This is a genomic window from Bacteroidota bacterium (assembly GCA_016699695.1).
Taxonomy (GTDB): domain Bacteria; phylum Bacteroidota; class Bacteroidia; order Bacteroidales; family UBA10428; genus UBA10428.
In genome coordinates, this window is record CP065006.1 from 1,345,556 (window position 1) to 1,363,851 (window position 18,296).

Here is an 18,296-nt window from a genome sequence, read left to right on the forward strand (position 1 = left end):
CAAGTTCCAGAATTCGGACTTCCAATATTCTTTCAAAATCTATATCCAAAAAAGAACATTGGTATGGGTGAAATATAAAATGAACCGCCATCAACCTCTTGAAAACTTTTGGGTTTAGGATTTATTATATGATATCCGGCAAACCATTGAATATTAAAATGAAATGGAATTTTTGCAATCTTAAAATCAAATCGGTAACCTAAACGAATTTCGGAAGTGAGGCCAAAGCCATTATAGTCTTTATTCTCAACAGAATCGCTACAAATAAAGTATTGCGGGTCGAGTTGAAGCTCGGCATGGAGGTTTTGCCAAAAATATCGGCGATAGCCCAATTCCATGGTGTAAATCTGTTCCGTTCCAGGATATTGAATAACATTCAGAACTGCAGGATTGGTATAGCTAGCCCCAAGTATTAGTTCATTTTTCTCGTTAACTATTTTACTATATTGAAGAATAAAAATATCACCCATCGGGCCAATATTGATAGAATTTGATGGATTAATTTCTAAACTATCATTTTGAGCTGATAGATTTACCAGGCAAATAATTGAGAGAAAAATAAGTGAGATTTTTTTTATCATTTTTCTATTTGTTTGTATAGTTATAATGACCGACAACAATTGATAAAACTCGCACAAAAATAATTACCAATATCATTTTCTAATCGTTCACAACAGCCATTATCAGTGTTAAAATAAAACTAATAAGGCTATATAAATTTTTAGTTATATCTATTAGTAATTTTATACAGATACTAAAAAACAGGCACGGGAATATTTGCATAACGAATCTCATTTTGGGGGTATTGAATGAATATAATTTCTCCATTATTTGTATTAATCCATACCTCAACAATTGCACTGGTGAATTTGGTCTTGAGCAGAATTTCTTTCCCAACTATTTTTTCGTTGTTATCGACAATTGCCCGGGTGAAAATTACCTTAATCAAGTTTTTATCTTTGCTGGCCCTGGCAAAATTGCAATCGATATTTTGAGGTATACACATCGGTATTTCAGAAATATAAAAGATATCGGCAGGCAACAAATAGTTTATAAAATAGCTGTTGGGCTGATTTTTAAAAGGCTTTAGAATACTGTCTACTTTATTATTATTCAATGCAGTAGTTAATATTTCATTGATTAGTTTTTCATTGGTTTTGGTAATTGATAAGTTAACAGTATTGTCACTATAAGATACATATAGTGAGCTAACAGAACCTTTGCGAATTCCATTTGCAAGCACGACCGAAAAAAATAACGACAATAAATAAAAGGTAGCATATAGAATGATTCTTTTTGTCCTGCTGAGGTTTTCTATCTGAATTCTTTGTATCCAGGGTAAACTAAATGGCAGAAACATAAATGTTCTATTCTTATAGACAGTATATGCTTCTCCAAACTTCGAAACACATTCTTTCTCTTCTATTTTTGCCAATAGAAAATAAACGAAAAGCATAGTAATAAAGCTTATTAATACTAAATACCTTGGCCATATAAGCAACATACCAAAACTGCTTAAAATAAAGCCCGTATATTGCGGATGGCGTATAATGCTATACAAGCCTCTTGTAACTGCGCCTTTTTTTAGCAATTTGCAATAATAAACCTGCGAAGCGCCAACAATAAAAATGAATAAGCCCAACACTAAAAATGACCAACCTAACGGGCTTAAAATATTGATCATTCCAGACTTTGAATCTTCTGAAATATGAGGTAAAAAGAAGTCTGTAAGCCACGACAATGCGGAAATATTGTTTATTAGATTAAGTCCGGGTTTATACACTGAATAAAAATAGATTGCAAAAGGGCTAGCCATGTAAAAGAACTCAAAGGCTATAAAAAAATAAAATAGCGTTACAATCCAGAATGATTTTTTGGTGGCAAAATTTGTTCTCATTTATTGCAATTCTTTAACTGATACACATCATGATTTATATTGTCCGGTAAAAATTTACATCCTTGGGCTTAAGCCCTCGATTATTGCTTCATCTATTACCCCTGGCTTAACTTAGCTCAGCGTTGTCACGAACGGAGTGAGTAACCCAGGGGCTTTAGAATAAAACAAAAACGACATTCACTTTAATATTAAAATTCTATTTTATAGCTTATCGAAGGAAATGGACTTCCATCGGTAACTTCCACAACTGCATCCTTCTTATAATTATATTCTCTTGAAAAAGAGGTTGGGGAGAAAAGGCAATTGTTTATTTGAACCGACCAAATACTTGAATACTTAGGTTTGTTTTTCCTGAAATAAAAGCTTGCATCAGCCCGATAGTAAGATGGCCAGCTTTCTTCAAAAGCCCTGGTTTCGTCAGTAACAACCTCTTGTCTTTCTGAAGAAGCCACCTCATCCACAGGACTAATTCTATTGCCTCCTTTTAAATACAAGCGGCCACTTATACCAATTATGTTGTTGCTATTATTTCTTAACTTCCATTCCTTACCTGCTAAAAGATTTGCTACGTAATTGTTATTGTAGGCAGTATTTCTTTCTACGCCATCGTCGCCGGTATATTTAGATTGAAACAGAGAAGCCGTGAATAAATAGTAAAAGCCTTCTGAAAGATTTCTTTCCAATGTAACATCAACCCCATAGTTTCTTCCTTTTCCTGTACTAATTAACTCTTCGTTAAAAGTATGATAATGCGGGATATTAATAATTGCAGTGGAGGTATTTTCAACTACAGGAATATTAGAAAGAATCTGGTAATAAGGTTCAACTTTAAATTTTGTTTTCTCACTAACCGACAGGTCGTAAGCCATTACAAAGTGGTGTGCCTTTGATAAATCTAAATCTTTATTCGGATAGCTTAACTGACCGTTTTCTTCTTTCTCGATAAAATAAATATTAAAAAATTGAGTCTGACTATGCACTCCATAAGCCAAACTAAATGAATGTTTCGATGATTGATTCCATTTTAATCCAGCCCTTGGATCGATTGAATACTTCTTGTTTAAAGCTAAGTAAAGCGCATTTAAGCCAATTGTTGCAGTCACTCTTTCTGTCAGTTGGAATTTTGATTGGGTGAAAGCTTGCAAATAGGAGGTATTTCCAGTTGAATTCGAAACGCTTGAGAATGCGCCGCTTGAAATATTTGCCATTTCATAGTCGTAATCCACGAGGGTATAGGAAACTCCTGTCCTATTCGTATGTCGGTTGCTAAATTTATGGTTTATAAAAGATTTTGCGCTATATCTGTTTTCCAGAAAATTGAAATCAACTCTTGGGTCATAATTATAATCCGAATTAAGAATATCTTCGGTTGTATGCTGGTAGTTATTAGAAGCTGTTAAGGATGTATGAATAAAACTTTTATTACCAACTATTATTTTATGTTTTAAAGATGCGGTTCCGCTTATAAAATCTGCATTCACATTTAATTTATCTTCTTCCGATTCCCAAGCTACTGAATCTTTTTCCGGAACTTGTGAAAAATTTGAAATTCCACCAATAGCCCATAATGAAAAGGTTCCGGCTTTTTTGGTCGGAAAATTTAAATTAAAACATAAATCCTGGTATACAGGTAACCCACCGTCTGGCAAGAATGAGCTAACCAAGCCCATGGTTGAGTACCTGTAGTTGAATAAATACGATGCTTTAGCACCTTTTTTAAAAGGCCCCTCCGAGGCAACATCGATGCCCAATACTCCAACCTGAGCGGAATGCTCATACTTTTCGCTGTTTCCTGTTGTAAGCTTCATATCAAAAACACCGGAAAGAGCATTACCATATTCAGCAGGGAAAGCGCCGGTAAAGAAATCGGATGTACTTAACATGTTATTGCTGAACATTGTTATTGCTCCGCCTCCAAGAACCTCCGAATTTGAAAAATGACTGGGTGTTGGAACTTCAACTCCTTCGATTTGCCACAAAATACCGGTAGGAGAATTTCCCCTAACCATAATAGCATTCGATTCTATACCTCCATCGGTAGATACACCTGCAAAAGAGGATGCTAGTCGGCTTGGGTCGTCTAATCCTCCTGCATATCGTTTTGTCATTTCAACGTTTACACTTCTCCCGCTGATAAGGCTCATTGAATTCATGGCTTCGCCTTTTGTTGAAGAGGCTTTTACCACAACTTCATTCAGAGACTTAAAATCTTCCATAAGTTCAACATTCAGCACTAATTCTTTGCCAGAACTCACTAGAACTTCTGGAATAATAATTTCTTTATACCCGATATAAGAGACTTTAAAATCGTATCGGCCTATCGGAACCCCGGTAAGTTTATAATTACCCTCAGTGTCGGTAGTCGACCCTATTAAAGGGTTGGAATTATTAATCACTATGGTTGCTCCTATTAAGGGGGCTTGCGATTCTTTATCTAAAATTACTCCTCTCACAATTTGAGTAATTGGTTGAGCATTGGCAAAATTGCACACAAATATCAGGTATGCTGCAATACTATAAATCTTGATAAGTTGCATGATTCTCAGTTTTAGTTTTATGAATTTTTAAAAGTATTTCCTGAGCAAAACTATAGCCTGGTATAGGGCGAGGCAACTTTTTTCGATAGATAAACAAAAGAGGCTGTGAAATGAGCTAGAAGCGGCATAAATGACATATTTGCTATTCAACTTGGTAAAGCTGTCGTTTACCCTGAAGAATTGCATTTGGTCGAAAATGATTTTGGAGTATTATTTAAAAAGTACTTTTGTATGGTAGTTTTAAACTTTCAAAATGAGATTAATGAATCAGGTGAATAATAACAATAAGGTTTTTTCGAGAAAAAGTATACAGCATATTCTCTTTTGGATTCTGATTCTTACAATAGAAGTTTTCACCTATTTCGAAGAATCCTCTTCAAATCTGACTTCTTCGAGTGCAATTTGGCAGCATATATTAAGAGTTGTGTTTTCAGCCATAGCAACTTATATCAACTACCTTATACTAATCCCTGTTTTTCTAAGAAAAAGTAAGTTTATCCCATTCGTACTTTGCAATGTTGTAAACCTTGTCATTTTTAGTTTCCTTGTTTTTATTGTGGCAGTTACAAGTTATGTAAATGGCAATTTGCAAAATGGTGGAATTTTAGAGCATCATATTATCTATACATTTTCTATTTTGTATGCACTGTTTTTTATTGTTGCTTCTACTATGTTTTATTATGCTCAGGAATGGAATAAACTTAAAGATATAGCCAGCAAACTAATAAGGATAGAGAAAGAAAAAATCGAATCGGAACACAATGCTTTAAAGGCTCAATTGAATCCTCATTTCCTTTTTAATACACTCAATAATATTTATGCTTTAAGCTTAGCGAAATCGGACAATACGCCAAAAATAGTTTTAAAGCTTTCTGAATTAATGAGCTATATTTTATATGAATGCAAAGAAGAATTTGTTCCTGTGCAGAAAGAAATTGATTTTTTAAAAAACTACATTGAGTTGGAAAAAATTCGGACTAAGAATACTCAAATTGAGTTTAATTGGGATGGGAATAGTGCTGATTTAAAGATTGCTCCCCTCTTATTTATCCCTTTTGTCGAAAATTCATTTAAGCATTCCAGAACCGATTCTGATATTTCCACCATTACAATAAAATTGCATACCGACAGCCAATCTGTTCTGCACTTTTACTGCAAAAACAACAAGGGAAACCAAAAAACTTCTGTTGAAGAAAAATACAAAGGGGTTGGCATCGAAAACGTAAAAAAAAGACTTGCCTTGCTTTATCATCAGAACCACCAACTACTAATAAGTGATGAGCCTTATAGCTATAAAGTTGAATTGGACATAAACTTAAAATAACAGCGTTATTATGAAGCTGAAATGTATAATTGTTGACGATGAACCTCTTGCCAGAGGGGTAATTGAAACCTATCTGAAAGAATTCGATTTTATCGAAACGGTTGCAAGCTGCAACAATGCCATGGAAGCTCTAAACTATTTGAATAAAAGCACTATAGACATCCTTTTTTTGGATATCAACATGCCAAAAATTGATGGCCTGAGTTTTTTAAGAACTTTGAAATCAGCTCCACAGGTTATTATCACTACGGCTTATAGAGAATATGCCATTGAAGGATTCGAACTTGATGTAGTCGACTATTTATGCAAACCATTTTCATTCGAACGTTTTTTAGTAGCCGTCAATAAAGCAATAGGCAGAATAAAAGCAAAAACAGAAAATTACAGGATTTCAAATTCTTTAGCTGCAGAGCCAAACATAACAAAACATGCGGAATCTTATCTATTTGTAAAATCTGAAAAGAAAACCTACAAAATTGAGCTGGATGAAATTCTATTCGTAGAAGCAGTTGGTGACTATATTAAAATAATCTCTACTGGTAAATCATTAATTTGTTATATGTATTTAAAAGAAATTGAGTTGATGCTGCCAGCTAATTTGTTTCCAAGGGTTCACCGTTCGTTTCTGGTTTCGTTGTCGAAAATAGACTCCGTAGAAGGCAACCAAATTAAAATCCGAGAGTCAATTATCCCCATTGGAAGGAGGTATCGCGAAAATTTTATTTCCCTTTTGTCTTAACCTTCAATTCAAAAAAATCTACAGGAATTATTATTGTAAATACCTACAACCTATATATCAAGTAAGAATATTTTAATAGCAATTGTATTAGTAAACATTGTAAAAAACTATTGGACAAACCGGTTATAAAAAACCCCGCAAGAAATTAATCTTGCGGGGTATAAAATGCATTCGTTAAAAAACAGTATTGCTTATTGCAAAATATAGTTCTTTTTAAAATTGTTGTCCCACATTTCAACTCCGTTGGCTTTGTATACCACTGCAGCCTGAACTTTAGTAGTTCCTGATACAAAACCCGGAAGTGGAATGTTGGTATTTTTCCATATTTCAACATTGGGTTGACCTGGATTCACTGCAGCATAAGTCGCGCTGGCTCTTTTACTGGTTACCCAGTTATCGGTAGTATAAACCAGTGTTACTTCTTTCGAATAGGCAATATTTTGCACATACCCCCAAAAAGCGATTGAATAACCGGTTGTAGGTCCACCTTGCAATTGAACTTTAGCATCGACCATGGTTTCGCCACCTAACAGGAAATCGTTCACAAATTCATATCCCACGCCGCCATACATTTTATAATTATTACCAGAATTGTTGTCCCAGTAATCAACGCCATTTACACGGTATTTGAAACAAAACTCAATCACGGGCATATTATACCTTGTGAAAGGAGCTGAAGCTGTGGCAAATTTCCATATTTCGTTGCCATCGTCCAGCGTGGTGAAGTAAGACGCACTTGCATCTACCCATGCTCCCGAAGCTATGCGATACCGAACAATTACCTGTTTGGTATAAGCTACATTTTTGACTTTAATAAAACCTACGGCTTTGTAATAAGAAGTTCCTGCAGGAGTCTCGAGATTGGCCTGATGCAAGATAACCATTGCGCCGGCACTTTTTTCTGAAAGAGTTTCGGTATTTACCTTGCCTACCAGTTCGTCGTTGCTTTCTTTGCTGCAAGCTGCAAATAGTATTGCAATGATGAGAACAATAAAATAATTCTTTTTCATTGGTTTTAGTTTTTGGTTGTAAATATTAATTTGTAAGTATTTGGCCGCAAATATAGATGTTTGTATTGCTAATAATCTCGATTCGCTTACGATTTAGTCGTTTTTTGCGGGGAAATAGGTGTTGTTTTATAAAATAGCACTATTACTTATTTTAAACTCAGAGGATTAAATCGAATGGATGCTGGTGGGAAAAGTGTGATTTTTTATGCTTTTATCGCCATTCGCACAACAATAAAGGCATTTACGCAACTATACTGTAGATCGATACAAACGTCTGAATTGAAAAACAGCGAAACAAAACCTTAATGGAATATACCCTTTGTTAAGATCTTTTTTTGCGGCCTAATGGCCTATAACTTTTGATTGTAGGGTATCCTGCGAGATTACGAAGCCACTTTCATATCAGATTACAGCGATTTTTTTTACGAGCCACAACCGACCGTAGGGAGTTCAGCGAACCGAACGAAGTGAGTTCACGACCTCTGGGAGTAACAAAGCTAAACCCTCGCAAACCTAAGAAACCCACATGCACTCTACCATGTGTTATGGGCTGAATTTTTAAGACTGTATATTTTAATTGAACCTTTTTCTATTATCACTTTATCAAAATACTGAGTTAATTCAACGTTATTATAAATCTTTTTTGAATCCGAATATAAATATTCTGCCCCTTTTTCAATCATTTCTTGAAGCTTATCCGCTGAAAGCCTATCATTGTTGAATCCCCATCCTTTTTTGTCGATATAATAAAACATAATAAAATTGGAGTCATCATTTCCTGCAACGACTAATGCATCTTTTGGTACAGCATTTTGGAGCTCTGTCTTATGTAATAATAGATCCTTATTAAATCAAGGAGAATCAGGATTCCATCTGCCTTGCATTCTAAAATAGCATGCAATAGGTATTACTGCTATCAATGCATAAGTCAAGTAACGATTAAACTTTATCCTAGAATTATATAGATTAAATGCTCCATAAGCTACTAGAATAAATAACAATGGATAGAAAGGAAAAAGATAGTAATCATGAATCTTTGCTATTGCATTTGCCTCAAAAAGGTAATACAATATAGCGAAAATACTCAATGAAAGTAATAGTAAAAACTTAGGGTTTTGATAAGCTTTGTTTCTAAATAAAAAGAAAAATCCTGCTAAAAAGAATACTAATGAGCCATATCCAACAAGTAATTCAGGCAATGTTGAAATCAAGTTATGTTGGTAATAATCTAATAGTTTCATCAGAGATTCATTATTCTCAAGCATTCCTTTCACAATCACATTACCATGCCAATGAGGTATCACAGTTAAATACCAAATTATTGGAAAGATTGCGAAACTTATCGCAATAAATGCTTGAATAAAATAATTCCTATTCAGTCCATTTTTTATGAATAAATAAATGAAATAAACTATTGGTACTATGTAATAAATAATAAATGGTAATTTACTGAGTGCTCCAATACTTAATAACAGACTGCAAAACAATAAAAAGATAGTTTTCTTTTTGTTATACCATACAAAAAACAAAGCCAATCCCCATACGGAACAACATAATGCAAAATTATCAGGCAAAGGATTAATTGTATAATAATAGAAACTTGGGGAGAAATTAAATGCCCAAGCTCCAATGACAGATAGAATAGTATTATGAAATAATGCATCCAACAGTTTGTAAATTCCCAAAATAGTTAAAAAACCAATTAAAAACATAAATAATCTGGTAATTATCAAGTGATTCCCGAAAATCTTATATTGAGCTGCGACTAACCATTGCATTAATGGAAATTCCATTCGAAAAATGCCATCTGAATCACCCCTATTGTTTCTAAGGGGATTTAAAATATTCATATCCTCCTCATAAAAATTAATTATTGTTGATTGAGTTTGTGTTTGTCTCCAAACATGTATACTCATCAAATCCTTTGAGAAATGTTTAAAGTGCATTACAGTACTAATCAGCACAATTGAAATTAGGATGATATTTCTTATATTCTTATTCATTATCAGAGGTTATTTTATTGGGCTGCTGTTTAATGTGCACAACGGTTGACGATAGCGAGACGTGCGTGGAGTACGGGGCGATAACCTATCAATTTACAGCTACTTAAGTTTACGAGCCAAAAACGCCTGCAACCCGTCGTAGCCCGCATGCCCGCTATTGTGTGTTGGCAATAGGTGCTCAAGTATATTTAATACTTAAATCTTCTGGATTCTGTCTGCAATCCCAGACTGTATGAACAATTAACAAACCAGATTTATTCTCATAGAATAATATGTAATCATCAACAATTAACCCACGAACATCTTCAATTTCAGTAATAATTCCAATATCAGGTTGTTTCAGAAGTAATGACAATTCTTTGTTAAACTTCTTATAAAGTTTCTTTGAATAGGCAGTACTTTGATTTCTTTCTGCGTAAAACTCAAGAATTTGAAACAATTTAATGTTGGCTCTATGAGACCAGACTATCTTGCGCTTAGCCATTTTTTGAATTCTTTATCAAGTTGAACTTGCTCAATAAAAAATCCCTGCTGTATCTCTTTTTGCGATTCGTTTATTTCAAGACGTTGCTCGGCAGTAAGCAATAAAGTCTTAGTCTTAGTTTGAGTTTTTGTGTCAAGGATTGTTTTAATAGCATTTAAAAATGATATATCATTTATCTCTGCTATTCTTTGAATCAATTGCTTTTTTAGTTCTATCGCTGTCATAATACTAAGCTCTTCAATAAACAAAGATAATCCTTTTCGATTTTTTATAATGCAAGCCTCAAACAATTATTGCCAACTCGATATTAACCGCAACTTAAGAAATATAAATTACTCCGGAAAATGATGTTTGAAGTTTTTGACGGTATTATAACACGTAATTTCATCCTGACCTCAGCCGATTCTTCTCTCCTTCACGGAAAGAAAAAAGCCGCAAAATCATCCTCCTAAAAGAAGATGATTTAGCGGATTAGATTTTACTCTTTTGGCTAATTCTTATTCAGCTGCCTCAACTGTATCCGAAACATCCAGCCTGGTTAAAGATACTGCGATGGCTTCGGCATAGGTAAGTATTAATTTTTGACCAATGTGCAAGGTTTCCAGAAATGCCGGATCCTCTGCAGCTATTGTAAGGTAGTTGCCTTTGGGTCCCTTTACTACTGCCAATAAATTAGGGCGGTTGAGCACTTCGATGGTAACTACACCCTGTACCATGGCACCCAATACACCTGCCGGAGCCACCTCTTCAGGTGCTACAGCTACTTCGGCAATCACTTTTAAAGGCTCAGCCAGCTCTTCGGCGGTAGGTTCGCGGAATTCAGCCTTCATATAAACCAAATAATCGAAAGCAATTCTATCTCCAACCTTAATTTCATCAAAACGTTCTACCGCATCACTGGCAGTAAAGCTTACGAGGTTGCCTTCAGATCCCATCAGGGTAATCTCTCTGGTCTCTTTTACAATGTTGGTAACAATACCAGCCACTGTAGTGTTAATCCAGCGCTCTTTCACAATTGGCTCCGAAACAGCATTTTCTGCAGGTTTTTCATTGTTATTGGTGCTACATGCTCCCATAACCAGGGCCAGGGTCGTCAATAAAAAAAATCGATTCATTTTCATTTGTTTATTATTTTGTTTTTAATCATTTCGTTAACACTTCATCAAACTGCTCTTGTGCGAAGTACCGATTATTCGGCTTGCTTCAGGCTATTTATTAAAAAGCACGCACAAATATAACCAACTATTTGCTCACTTTTCAAAGCGATGTGATTTGCTTATCGGATTCTGAAAAAGACTACCTGTTTTTAGTTCGTTTTTTAATCGAACCATAAATATAGAATAATGCGGAGGGTAAAAGAAAGGCAAACAATGTAACCTGAAAATTGGCCTGTGGATTAAACAGCGCCATAAGAATAACCAGTACGAATAAAATCAAGGAACTCAGCCCACCTTTAAGTTCGTTCCAGAACGCCCATGCCAGGCAAACCAGTCCGGCCAACCAAAACAGCATGGTAATTTGCATCGCCACTCCAAGGCTCTTAAAAAAGAATAAAAAACCTTCAGGCTGACTTTCGTCGGCCATTTCACCAATGCCAATAACTAAGCTTGTAAGAATCTGGAATGCCCCAAGAACGCGGGCAGTCCACAGAATGGAACGTACAAAAATGCTGTGCGATTTCATGTTCTTCATTTTCAACGAAAGTTACAACAGCAGGCTTGCCATGTCAATCCCAGAAAGCTCTAAATATCCAATAAAATATAATCAACCATCAGCGATACTTCGAGCTCTTCGATGCCATAGGTTTTCAGGTTTAGGGCATCCTGGTTCATGGCATTTTTAAACCAGCTAATGTCATTACCCGAAAAACGAAGTGCCATCCGGTACTGCTCAATGGCTTCTGGTAACTTAGCTCCTGCCCAATATGCATGCCCGAGGTTTAGGTGATCGAAACCCTGCCCTTCGCTATCGGCAACCTTTTTAAGGTAACGAATGGCCTGATCGGTTTTATGCAGTAAAAAGCTGCACCAGCCAATAGGCCGCAATACTTTGGCTGTATTTGGTTTTAAATAATCTACTTTGAAATAGTATTTCAGAGCCTCGTCATAGTCTTGATTATCGATATGCAATTGCCCCAGAAAAGTCTGCACCTCAAGGTTCTCTGGTTCATGAAACTCTACTTTTTTGTAGTACTCAATAGCTTTATCGTACTGTCCGGTTTTGCGGTAACAAAAGCCTATTTTCTTTTGCAGCCAGGCGCGGTTGTTGTCATAAATTTCGCCCTGCTTGTATTTTTCGATGGCTTGCTCATACTGCCCAAGCATCTGGTAGCAAAATCCGATTTTTTCGATAAGCTCGAACGAAGGCTCCCTTTTTTCGAGGAATCCGAAAATTTTCAAGGCCTCGCTGTAATAATTTTTGGTAAAATAAAATTCGCCCAGAGCACGTAGGCCTTTGGTGTGAAAGAATATCTCTATTAAAAAATCTATCTCCACAATATTGGGGTTTATGCTAAAGATATCGGTAAAGACTTTTCGCCCGGGATGCAATTTAAAAAAGCGATACAAATCCTGTATATACTGGATAAAAACAATGCGGCTCGCTGCATGGGCATCGTGTTTTTTCTGGTCTTCAGACAATTCATTCATTTGTTGCAGCTCCGAACTGAACATATCGAGCATCATGGATTTTTGCATCGCGGGCATAAACCCAAGATTAAAACAAAAGGAGTATTTGTCGGAGTTACACATCAAAGGGGCGTTTTCCACGCCTTCGAAAAACGACTTCCAATCATACTTCTCGTCGGCACCGGAGAGGCTTTTTCTTATTTCAGGATGATCTTTGTAAAAAGGTAAAAACCAATTAGAAGTTTTCTCAAAAAAACCAAAACGCTTGAGCATAGAGAAAGCCCCCATAAATACATCGGAACCATCCATCTGCATCGACGAAAACTCTTCCAGTTTTTTAAACACCTCAGGGGAGTCGGCAAAAAAGTTTTCCCAGTCGGGGTTTCTGCCTTCAATGTCGTCTTTTCCAAGCATTTCGTCTAACCTTAATCGATCTTCAATTCCAGGTTTTACTTTCATCACTTCGGGTAAAATCTCCCTCTGAATTTTTTCTGTCACCTTCTCCGTTTCGCGGGCTTTTATAAATTGAATCAAGATTTGTTCTGTATGCTTTGCCAACAGGCTGGGTTGCTCCACGGTCTTGAGGCGCGAAATAACCTCTGGATATAGGATGAGTCGTTTGTGATAGCCTAAAAGGGCAAAAATGATTCCCACCAGTGCTCGTTGCGAAAGCTGGTATTTACCCTCTGCATACACATCAAACAAAAGATCCATCTTCACCGGATCGAAGTGGTTAAACAATGACAGGGAAACGGCACTCACGATTAGTGCTTTGTCTTGCCAGGGAATAGCAGCTGATTGAATAAGTCGTTGAGCAAGCAAACGCTCTCCTTCGCCATAATTACCCTTGATCCAAAGCACCTCGAAAAACTTATCCAACATAAGGTAATAATTGGCCATCGATTTTTCATCGGGTTTTTCCGACTGGCCAAGTTCGCTTAGCAGCTGGTTAAACTCCTTTTCGGTTGCAAGGTGATCCACCAGTTCTGTGCGTTCTCTTTCGTTGAGATGCAGAAAGCTTTCGTCCTGCTTATGCAGGCTTACCAGCCAAATATCGGAATGATTCAATAGATGATGGGACACATCGTCGCAAAGTTCAATCAGGTCTCGTTTGAATTTAAGGTAAACGACATCCCGCTGCGGATCGCGGGTGCGGCCAAAAGAATAACGGAGAATGTTTTTATAAGTAGTTTCCAAATTCTCAAACGACGACATATAATCGCCTAAGCGGCTGGCAAATACCAATTCCGAAAGTTCAGGAAAAACTTCTGCTATACGCCCTTCGAGAATGCAGTCTATCACTTTATTTTGTTTCCGAAAGATATCGATGGTTGTCATAAATCACTAATTTACTGGTGAAAAAACTCCCCATTACCTGCCAGATTGGCAAACACAATGCCTGTGAATCACATTTGTAGGCTTATCCAGCCACAATAATGCGGATTGGCTGTATAGCAAAAACTATGCAAAGTAACAGGCAGATTAATGTCCGATGTGATGAAAATCGAGCCCCAACCACATTAGCGCCAGACCAGCAAGGAGAAAAATAAGTTGGAAAAACGACTTTTTAAATGTTCCTACTGCCATAAGCTCCGGAAGTAAATCGGCAAGAGCAATATAAAGAAATCCTCCGGCGGCGAGTGGTAGAATATAATGCGATATCTCTGCACCAAAAAGCGGGAACAACAAGACAACCACGCAGCCTAAAAAAGAGGACAAAGCAGAAAGTACGTTATAAAATAAAGCTTTACGCACAGAATAACCTGCCTGCACCAGAATGGCAAAATCGCCAATTTCCTGAGGCAATTCGTGCATCAACACTGCCATGGTGGCAATTACTCCGGTGTTAAAATCGATGCTAAAAGCAGCAGCAATGAGAATACCATCGAGAAAATTGTGCATGGCATCGGCAAACAGGTTAAGCGGACCGAATGATTTAACCCCGTTTTTGCCAGGATGGTGATGAAGGTGAGTATTTAAATATTTTTCAAAGATAAAAAACGACACAATGCTAATTACCACCAAAATAGCGGGTAAGCGGTCGTGCCCATGCTCCATCGATTCGGGTAAAAGGTGAAGAACTGCACCGCCGATGAGCGTGCCAACGGCAAAACTAACCAGAAGGGTACGGGTTTTTTCGAAGAGTGATTTATTAAGAAGAAGGGCAAAAATACCTACTAACGAAATACTGCTTACCATTAAAACGCTTAGGAGCGAATAGACCCAGACTTTATCCATAGAATTTCAGATTCGGTACAAAAATAGAATAATTCTGCAAAGCGGCTTTCCCTGCCCAATTTAAATTGGTCAATTGGCAAATTATACTTGTTACGAAAATAATACTAAAAAGTAAGTTCAGAGGAAAAGGGAGTTTCATAAAGTAACTTTCAAGTTAATTTTCTTCTAAATTGGCTAGCTGGCCATTGGTATTGCAAACAAGTTTTTGTACATTTAATTTGCATAAAAAAAACAAGTAATGGCAACTCTACAAAGAACAGGTGGGTCTTACCTATCGTTTAAACTTGGCAATGAAGTATTTGCCGTGCACGTCAACGAGGTTTTAAATATCCTTGAGATGACAAAGATTACGTCCATTCCAAAGGCTCCGGCCTACTTAAAAGGAGTTATTAATCTTCGGGGGATTGTTTTGCCTGTTGTCGATGCCCGCCTAAAGTTCAACATGCAAGCGCAGGAATATACCTCCAATACTTGTATTATTGTAATGGACCTCGAACACAATGATGAAATTGTGCATGTAGGTTTCATTGTAGACCAGGTACTTGAAGTGCTCGAACTCGAAACCAGCCAAATTGAACCAGCACCTAATTTGGGTGTCAACTTTAAAGCCGAATTTATTGCCGGAATGGCCCGAGCCAACGACGATTTTGTGATGCTGCTGAACATGGCCCAGATATTTTCCCTCGACGAAATAGGAATGCTCCAGTCGGAAAATGCAGGCCAGGAAATTGAAAGCAAATAATGGGATCTGTGATTGACATTGCCTAAATCAACAAATATTCCTGGAAAAAAGCTGAGAAAAACAGCTCTTTTTTATTCTCTTCAACGTTTTTTATTTTCAGATTGATGGCTCTTTTTCATGGAGCAATACCAATCCAGAAAATCATCGTCGTAAATGATGGTTTGTTTGAATTTTAATTCGAAAGGTTCTCTTAACTCCGAGGGCAGGTATTCTCTTTCAATCATATTGCCCATGCGGTTGCGCACTGGAATAAGGTAACCATCGCGCCATTCCTCGATACATTTTAAAAAGAATTCTTCCTGCTTTTTCATAAGATTTATCAGATTTCAATGGAGAAAAAACTACACAACCTTCCAAGCCATTTGTTCAAATTCAGTTAAAAATAATCGTTTAGTCTTCGAGAAGCAAGAGTTTTGTATCATCAGCATTAACTTTCCGATAAAAACACGATTTCCGGTATTGCCCTGAGACGTTTTTGGTATGGCATGCTCCGCCCTGGGTGCGGGTAACAAGATATATCACACAATCCTGGTCGCAATCGACACGAACTTCCACTATTTGCATTCTGTTACCCGAAGTTTCACCTTTTTTCCAAAGTTCCTGGCGCGACCGGCTCCAGAATGTAGCAAATCCAGACTGCATGGTTTCCTGGAAAGCCTCCTGGTTGATATAAGCCATCATCAGAATCTGCAAGGTTTCTGCCTCTTGCACAATGGCAGGCAGCAGCCCGTTTTCATCAAAACTGAGCGAGAGTATGTTTTTGTCGTTTAGATTGTTCTTTTCCATAACTGCAAATTAAGGTAATAAATCCATCTATATCAACATGATTACCGAAGCAAATCGCCCACAGGAAAATCCATCGCGCCGGGCTGAGAAAAAAAGATGCGGGTTGTCGTATGTGCACAGCCCGATGGTTTCGATCTGGGTTTTCCGAATGCCCGAAGCCAACGCCTGGTGGCGGTTTAAGGCTTGCAAATCGAGGGTTCCGTGCCCCGGTTTTATAGAGGGCTGGTAGCAGAAAGCCATTGCTTCGGGGTTACAGTGGGCCACCGCATTGTGCACTTCTATCCCAACCTCATACCGTTGGGCACCGATTGCCGGACCTATGCCAACCCAAATCTCTTCCGGCTTCGAATTAAATTTCTCGGCCATTAATTCAATTACTTTCGGAACAATTTTTTGAACAGTTCCTTTCCAGCCGGCATGCGCAGCAGCTATTACCCCATTTACCGCATCATAAAACAAAACAGGTACACAATCGGCAGCCAGAACTCCTATAGCCAATTTATGCTGGTTGGTTATAATCGCATCGGTTTCGGTTAGACTTGGCAATTCATGGTTTGCGACAATGGACACATTGGCCGTATGACATTGGTCCGGAAACAGAACCTTATCACTTTCGATGCCAAGCCATTCTGCCAGTAGTTTCCGGTTGCGGTTTACTGCAGTGATATCGTCGCCGCATTTACTGCTGAGGTTAAGCGATTGATACATGCCTTTGCTGTATCCACCTGTGCGCAATACAACTCCATGTTTTACCAAGGCAGAACCCACCAATGAGGTGAATTGAATGGTTTTTATTTCCTGATTATCCATGCCCTGAATGTAAAATAAAAAAGCTGCCATCATTTTATATTCCGGCAGCCTTTAAGTTTTTATCCCTTTAAATTTATTCAGTTGCTACAATGTAATTCCGCATATTTTTAATTTCAGTGTACATTGCTCTGATTTGCACATTCTCAAAAACCATGGCTGGAGTTAACTTTTCGGCTTCTTCCTCAGAAATGCGGCTTGCGATGTGAATTTCGTTAAGCTTCTTTAACTCTTCCAAAAGGTATGCCGGGTCCTGTTTTTTGTATTGTTCAACAAGCGCAATGGCTTTAGGCAACATGTCTAATTCCACCTGAGTAACCTTTAGCACATCGCGCAAAATCAGCATCTTCGATTCTTCAGGTAAATCGACAGGGTATTCCAGAATGTTGGCAAACAAATGGTATAGTTTTTCGATGTAATTACCTACCAAAATGGCAGCAAAAATTTCCTGTTCGTTTTTGGCAGTAAGGGCAGTTTCGCTTTTTACTAATGCATCTTTAAGCACTGCAAGAATGGTATCGGCAGTGTGTTCACTAATCGCATAACGGTCAATCAGAATCTCATCGAGCACCTCTTCAATACCTAATTCTATAGACAATTGTTTGGCTGCCGCCACACTCATATAGCCTTCGTAGTCCTTATCAAGCGAAACCTGGTACAATCCATCGGCCATATACACTCCAATATTGGCAGCGGCTTTTAATTTATTGCCTTTGTAGGACTCAAAGTTCATAGGGTCGTTCACGAGCGCAGGCATAAAGGTGGTGCCCGAAAGCGCCAGAAAATCGGCAACTGATTGAGTGTTTCTTAAATCACCCCCTGTTTTCAGGTAGTTTTCTGCAAAATCGGATAAGGGACTGGTTTCGGCAACTTCTTCTGTAGGTTTTCCGCTGTTTTTACAGGAAAAAAGCAGCCCTGTAAGTGCGAAGGCAAAAAGTAATTTTTTCATCTGTTATTATTTTAGAAATTAATTAGTCAATAAACACCCCTGATTATCGGAGGAACAGCACATGATTCAATAAGTCTTCGCTTGTGAGACTAATACCCTTTGAATAGTGCTTTGTTTCATTTTTGATTGATATTACCGCTTGTTTTTAAACCC

At 37.4% G+C, this 18,296-nt stretch carries 19 protein-coding genes; 3 read left to right on the plus strand and 16 right to left on the minus strand.

What is annotated here, in order from left to right:
• Window positions 1-32: 32 nt before the first annotated feature.
• The 3 genes from IPM71_05740 to IPM71_05750 form a co-directional block, all read right to left on the minus strand.
• Complete coding sequence (locus IPM71_05740; protein ID QQS52236.1) at window positions 33-581, minus strand: hypothetical protein; 549 nt, start codon at window positions 579-581, stop codon at window positions 33-35.
• Window positions 582-754: 173 nt separating this feature from the next.
• Window positions 755-1,897 carry an isoprenylcysteine carboxylmethyltransferase family protein gene (locus IPM71_05745; GenBank protein QQS52237.1) on the minus strand — a complete coding sequence of 381 codons (1,143 nt, stop codon included), beginning with the start codon at window positions 1,895-1,897 and terminating at the stop codon, window positions 755-757.
• Window positions 1,898-2,085: 188 nt separating this feature from the next.
• On the minus strand, window positions 2,086-4,434 hold the full coding sequence (locus tag IPM71_05750; protein QQS52238.1) for a TonB-dependent receptor: 2,349 nt from the start codon (window positions 4,432-4,434) through the stop codon (window positions 2,086-2,088).
• A gap of 253 nt (window positions 4,435-4,687) precedes the next feature.
• On the opposite strand from IPM71_05750, the gene IPM71_05755 reads away from it, so the two are divergent.
• On the plus strand, window positions 4,688-5,758 hold the full coding sequence (locus IPM71_05755) for a sensor histidine kinase (GenBank protein ID QQS52239.1): 1,071 nt from the start codon (window positions 4,688-4,690) through the stop codon (window positions 5,756-5,758).
• A gap of 10 nt (window positions 5,759-5,768) precedes the next feature.
• Window positions 5,769-6,497, plus strand: a complete 729-nt coding sequence (locus IPM71_05760) for a response regulator transcription factor (GenBank protein QQS52240.1) — start codon at window positions 5,769-5,771, stop codon at window positions 6,495-6,497.
• A gap of 191 nt (window positions 6,498-6,688) precedes the next feature.
• On the opposite strand, the gene IPM71_05765 is transcribed toward IPM71_05760, so the two are convergent.
• The 9 genes from IPM71_05765 to IPM71_05805 all read right to left on the minus strand — a co-directional run bounded on the left by IPM71_05765 (window position 6,689) and on the right by IPM71_05805 (window position 14,859).
• Entirely contained in the window at window positions 6,689-7,507 is an 819-nt protein-coding gene (locus tag IPM71_05765; GenBank protein ID QQS52241.1) for a hypothetical protein, read from the minus strand.
• Between the two features lie 533 nt (window positions 7,508-8,040).
• Entirely contained in the window at window positions 8,041-8,262 is a 222-nt protein-coding gene (locus IPM71_05770) for a hypothetical protein (protein ID QQS52242.1), read from the minus strand.
• A gap of 96 nt (window positions 8,263-8,358) precedes the next feature.
• Window positions 8,359-9,510, minus strand: a complete 1,152-nt coding sequence (locus IPM71_05775; protein QQS52243.1) for a glycosyltransferase family 39 protein — start codon at window positions 9,508-9,510, stop codon at window positions 8,359-8,361.
• Between the two features lie 178 nt (window positions 9,511-9,688).
• Complete coding sequence (locus IPM71_05780; GenBank protein ID QQS52244.1) at window positions 9,689-9,994, minus strand: type II toxin-antitoxin system RelE/ParE family toxin; 306 nt, start codon at window positions 9,992-9,994, stop codon at window positions 9,689-9,691.
• Window positions 9,976-10,218: a hypothetical protein gene (locus tag IPM71_05785; protein ID QQS52245.1), complete on the minus strand. Its 243-nt coding sequence runs from the start codon at window positions 10,216-10,218 to the stop codon at window positions 9,976-9,978. Before IPM71_05785 ends, IPM71_05780 begins: the two co-directional genes overlap by 19 nt.
• A gap of 273 nt (window positions 10,219-10,491) precedes the next feature.
• Window positions 10,492-11,109: a hypothetical protein gene (locus IPM71_05790; protein ID QQS52246.1), complete on the minus strand. Its 618-nt coding sequence runs from the start codon at window positions 11,107-11,109 to the stop codon at window positions 10,492-10,494.
• A 181-nt stretch (window positions 11,110-11,290) separates the two neighbouring features.
• Window positions 11,291-11,686, minus strand: coding sequence for a hypothetical protein (locus IPM71_05795; GenBank protein ID QQS52247.1), 396 nt, complete (start codon window positions 11,684-11,686; stop codon window positions 11,291-11,293).
• A 50-nt stretch (window positions 11,687-11,736) separates the two neighbouring features.
• Window positions 11,737-13,959: a tetratricopeptide repeat protein gene (locus IPM71_05800; protein QQS52248.1), complete on the minus strand. Its 2,223-nt coding sequence runs from the start codon at window positions 13,957-13,959 to the stop codon at window positions 11,737-11,739.
• A 144-nt stretch (window positions 13,960-14,103) separates the two neighbouring features.
• Window positions 14,104-14,859 (minus strand): ZIP family metal transporter, encoded by a 756-nt coding sequence (locus IPM71_05805; protein QQS52249.1) that lies wholly within the window; start codon window positions 14,857-14,859, stop codon window positions 14,104-14,106.
• A gap of 238 nt (window positions 14,860-15,097) precedes the next feature.
• Between IPM71_05805 and IPM71_05810 the strand changes: the two genes are divergently transcribed.
• Window positions 15,098-15,601 (plus strand): purine-binding chemotaxis protein CheW, encoded by a 504-nt coding sequence (locus IPM71_05810; protein QQS52250.1) that lies wholly within the window; start codon window positions 15,098-15,100, stop codon window positions 15,599-15,601.
• Window positions 15,602-15,681: 80 nt separating this feature from the next.
• Here IPM71_05810 and IPM71_05815 read toward each other — a convergent pair whose 3' ends face one another.
• The 4 genes from IPM71_05815 to IPM71_05830 form a co-directional block, all read right to left on the minus strand.
• Window positions 15,682-15,912, minus strand: a complete 231-nt coding sequence (locus IPM71_05815) for a hypothetical protein (protein QQS52251.1) — start codon at window positions 15,910-15,912, stop codon at window positions 15,682-15,684.
• A gap of 79 nt (window positions 15,913-15,991) precedes the next feature.
• Window positions 15,992-16,387 carry a phosphoribosyl-AMP cyclohydrolase gene (gene hisI, locus IPM71_05820; GenBank protein QQS52252.1) on the minus strand — a complete coding sequence of 132 codons (396 nt, stop codon included), beginning with the start codon at window positions 16,385-16,387 and terminating at the stop codon, window positions 15,992-15,994.
• A 27-nt stretch (window positions 16,388-16,414) separates the two neighbouring features.
• Window positions 16,415-17,230, minus strand: coding sequence for a peptidoglycan editing factor PgeF (pgeF, locus tag IPM71_05825; protein QQS52253.1), 816 nt, complete (start codon window positions 17,228-17,230; stop codon window positions 16,415-16,417).
• Window positions 17,231-17,270: 40 nt separating this feature from the next.
• The gene (locus tag IPM71_05830) at window positions 17,271-18,143 is read right to left on the minus strand and encodes a hypothetical protein (GenBank protein QQS52254.1); all 873 of its coding nucleotides are present in this window, start codon (window positions 18,141-18,143) and stop codon (window positions 17,271-17,273) included.
• Window positions 18,144-18,296 lie beyond the last annotated feature (153 nt).

Excerpts from the sequence above, each read along its gene's own strand:
- IPM71_05805 (QQS52249.1), bottom strand. The coding sequence starts at position 14,859 with ATGGATAAAGTCTGGGTCTATTCGCTCCTAAGCGTTTTAATGGTAAGC.
- pgeF (QQS52253.1), bottom strand. The coding sequence starts at position 17,230 with ATGATGGCAGCTTTTTTATTTTACATTCAGGGCATGGATAATCAGGAA.
- IPM71_05785 (QQS52245.1), bottom strand. The coding sequence starts at position 10,218 with ATGACAGCGATAGAACTAAAAAAGCAATTGATTCAAAGAATAGCAGAG.
- IPM71_05745 (QQS52237.1), bottom strand. The coding sequence starts at position 1,897 with ATGAGAACAAATTTTGCCACCAAAAAATCATTCTGGATTGTAACGCTA.
- IPM71_05740 (QQS52236.1), bottom strand. The coding sequence starts at position 581 with ATGATAAAAAAAATCTCACTTATTTTTCTCTCAATTATTTGCCTGGTA.
- IPM71_05790 (QQS52246.1), bottom strand. The coding sequence starts at position 11,109 with ATGAATCGATTTTTTTTATTGACGACCCTGGCCCTGGTTATGGGAGCA.
- IPM71_05765 (QQS52241.1), bottom strand. The coding sequence starts at position 7,507 with ATGAAAAAGAATTATTTTATTGTTCTCATCATTGCAATACTATTTGCA.
- IPM71_05815 (QQS52251.1), bottom strand. The coding sequence starts at position 15,912 with ATGAAAAAGCAGGAAGAATTCTTTTTAAAATGTATCGAGGAATGGCGC.
- IPM71_05800 (QQS52248.1), bottom strand. The coding sequence starts at position 13,959 with ATGACAACCATCGATATCTTTCGGAAACAAAATAAAGTGATAGACTGC.
- IPM71_05775 (QQS52243.1), bottom strand. The coding sequence starts at position 9,510 with ATGAATAAGAATATAAGAAATATCATCCTAATTTCAATTGTGCTGATT.
- IPM71_05830 (QQS52254.1), bottom strand. The coding sequence starts at position 18,143 with ATGAAAAAATTACTTTTTGCCTTCGCACTTACAGGGCTGCTTTTTTCC.
- IPM71_05780 (QQS52244.1), bottom strand. The coding sequence starts at position 9,994 with ATGGCTAAGCGCAAGATAGTCTGGTCTCATAGAGCCAACATTAAATTG.
- IPM71_05760 (QQS52240.1), top strand. The coding sequence starts at position 5,769 with ATGAAGCTGAAATGTATAATTGTTGACGATGAACCTCTTGCCAGAGGG.
- IPM71_05795 (QQS52247.1), bottom strand. The coding sequence starts at position 11,686 with ATGAAGAACATGAAATCGCACAGCATTTTTGTACGTTCCATTCTGTGG.
- IPM71_05755 (QQS52239.1), top strand. The coding sequence starts at position 4,688 with ATGAGATTAATGAATCAGGTGAATAATAACAATAAGGTTTTTTCGAGA.
- IPM71_05770 (QQS52242.1), bottom strand. The coding sequence starts at position 8,262 with ATGTTTTATTATATCGACAAAAAAGGATGGGGATTCAACAATGATAGG.
- IPM71_05810 (QQS52250.1), top strand. The coding sequence starts at position 15,098 with ATGGCAACTCTACAAAGAACAGGTGGGTCTTACCTATCGTTTAAACTT.
- IPM71_05750 (QQS52238.1), bottom strand. The coding sequence starts at position 4,434 with ATGCAACTTATCAAGATTTATAGTATTGCAGCATACCTGATATTTGTG.
- hisI (QQS52252.1), bottom strand. The coding sequence starts at position 16,387 with ATGGAAAAGAACAATCTAAACGACAAAAACATACTCTCGCTCAGTTTT.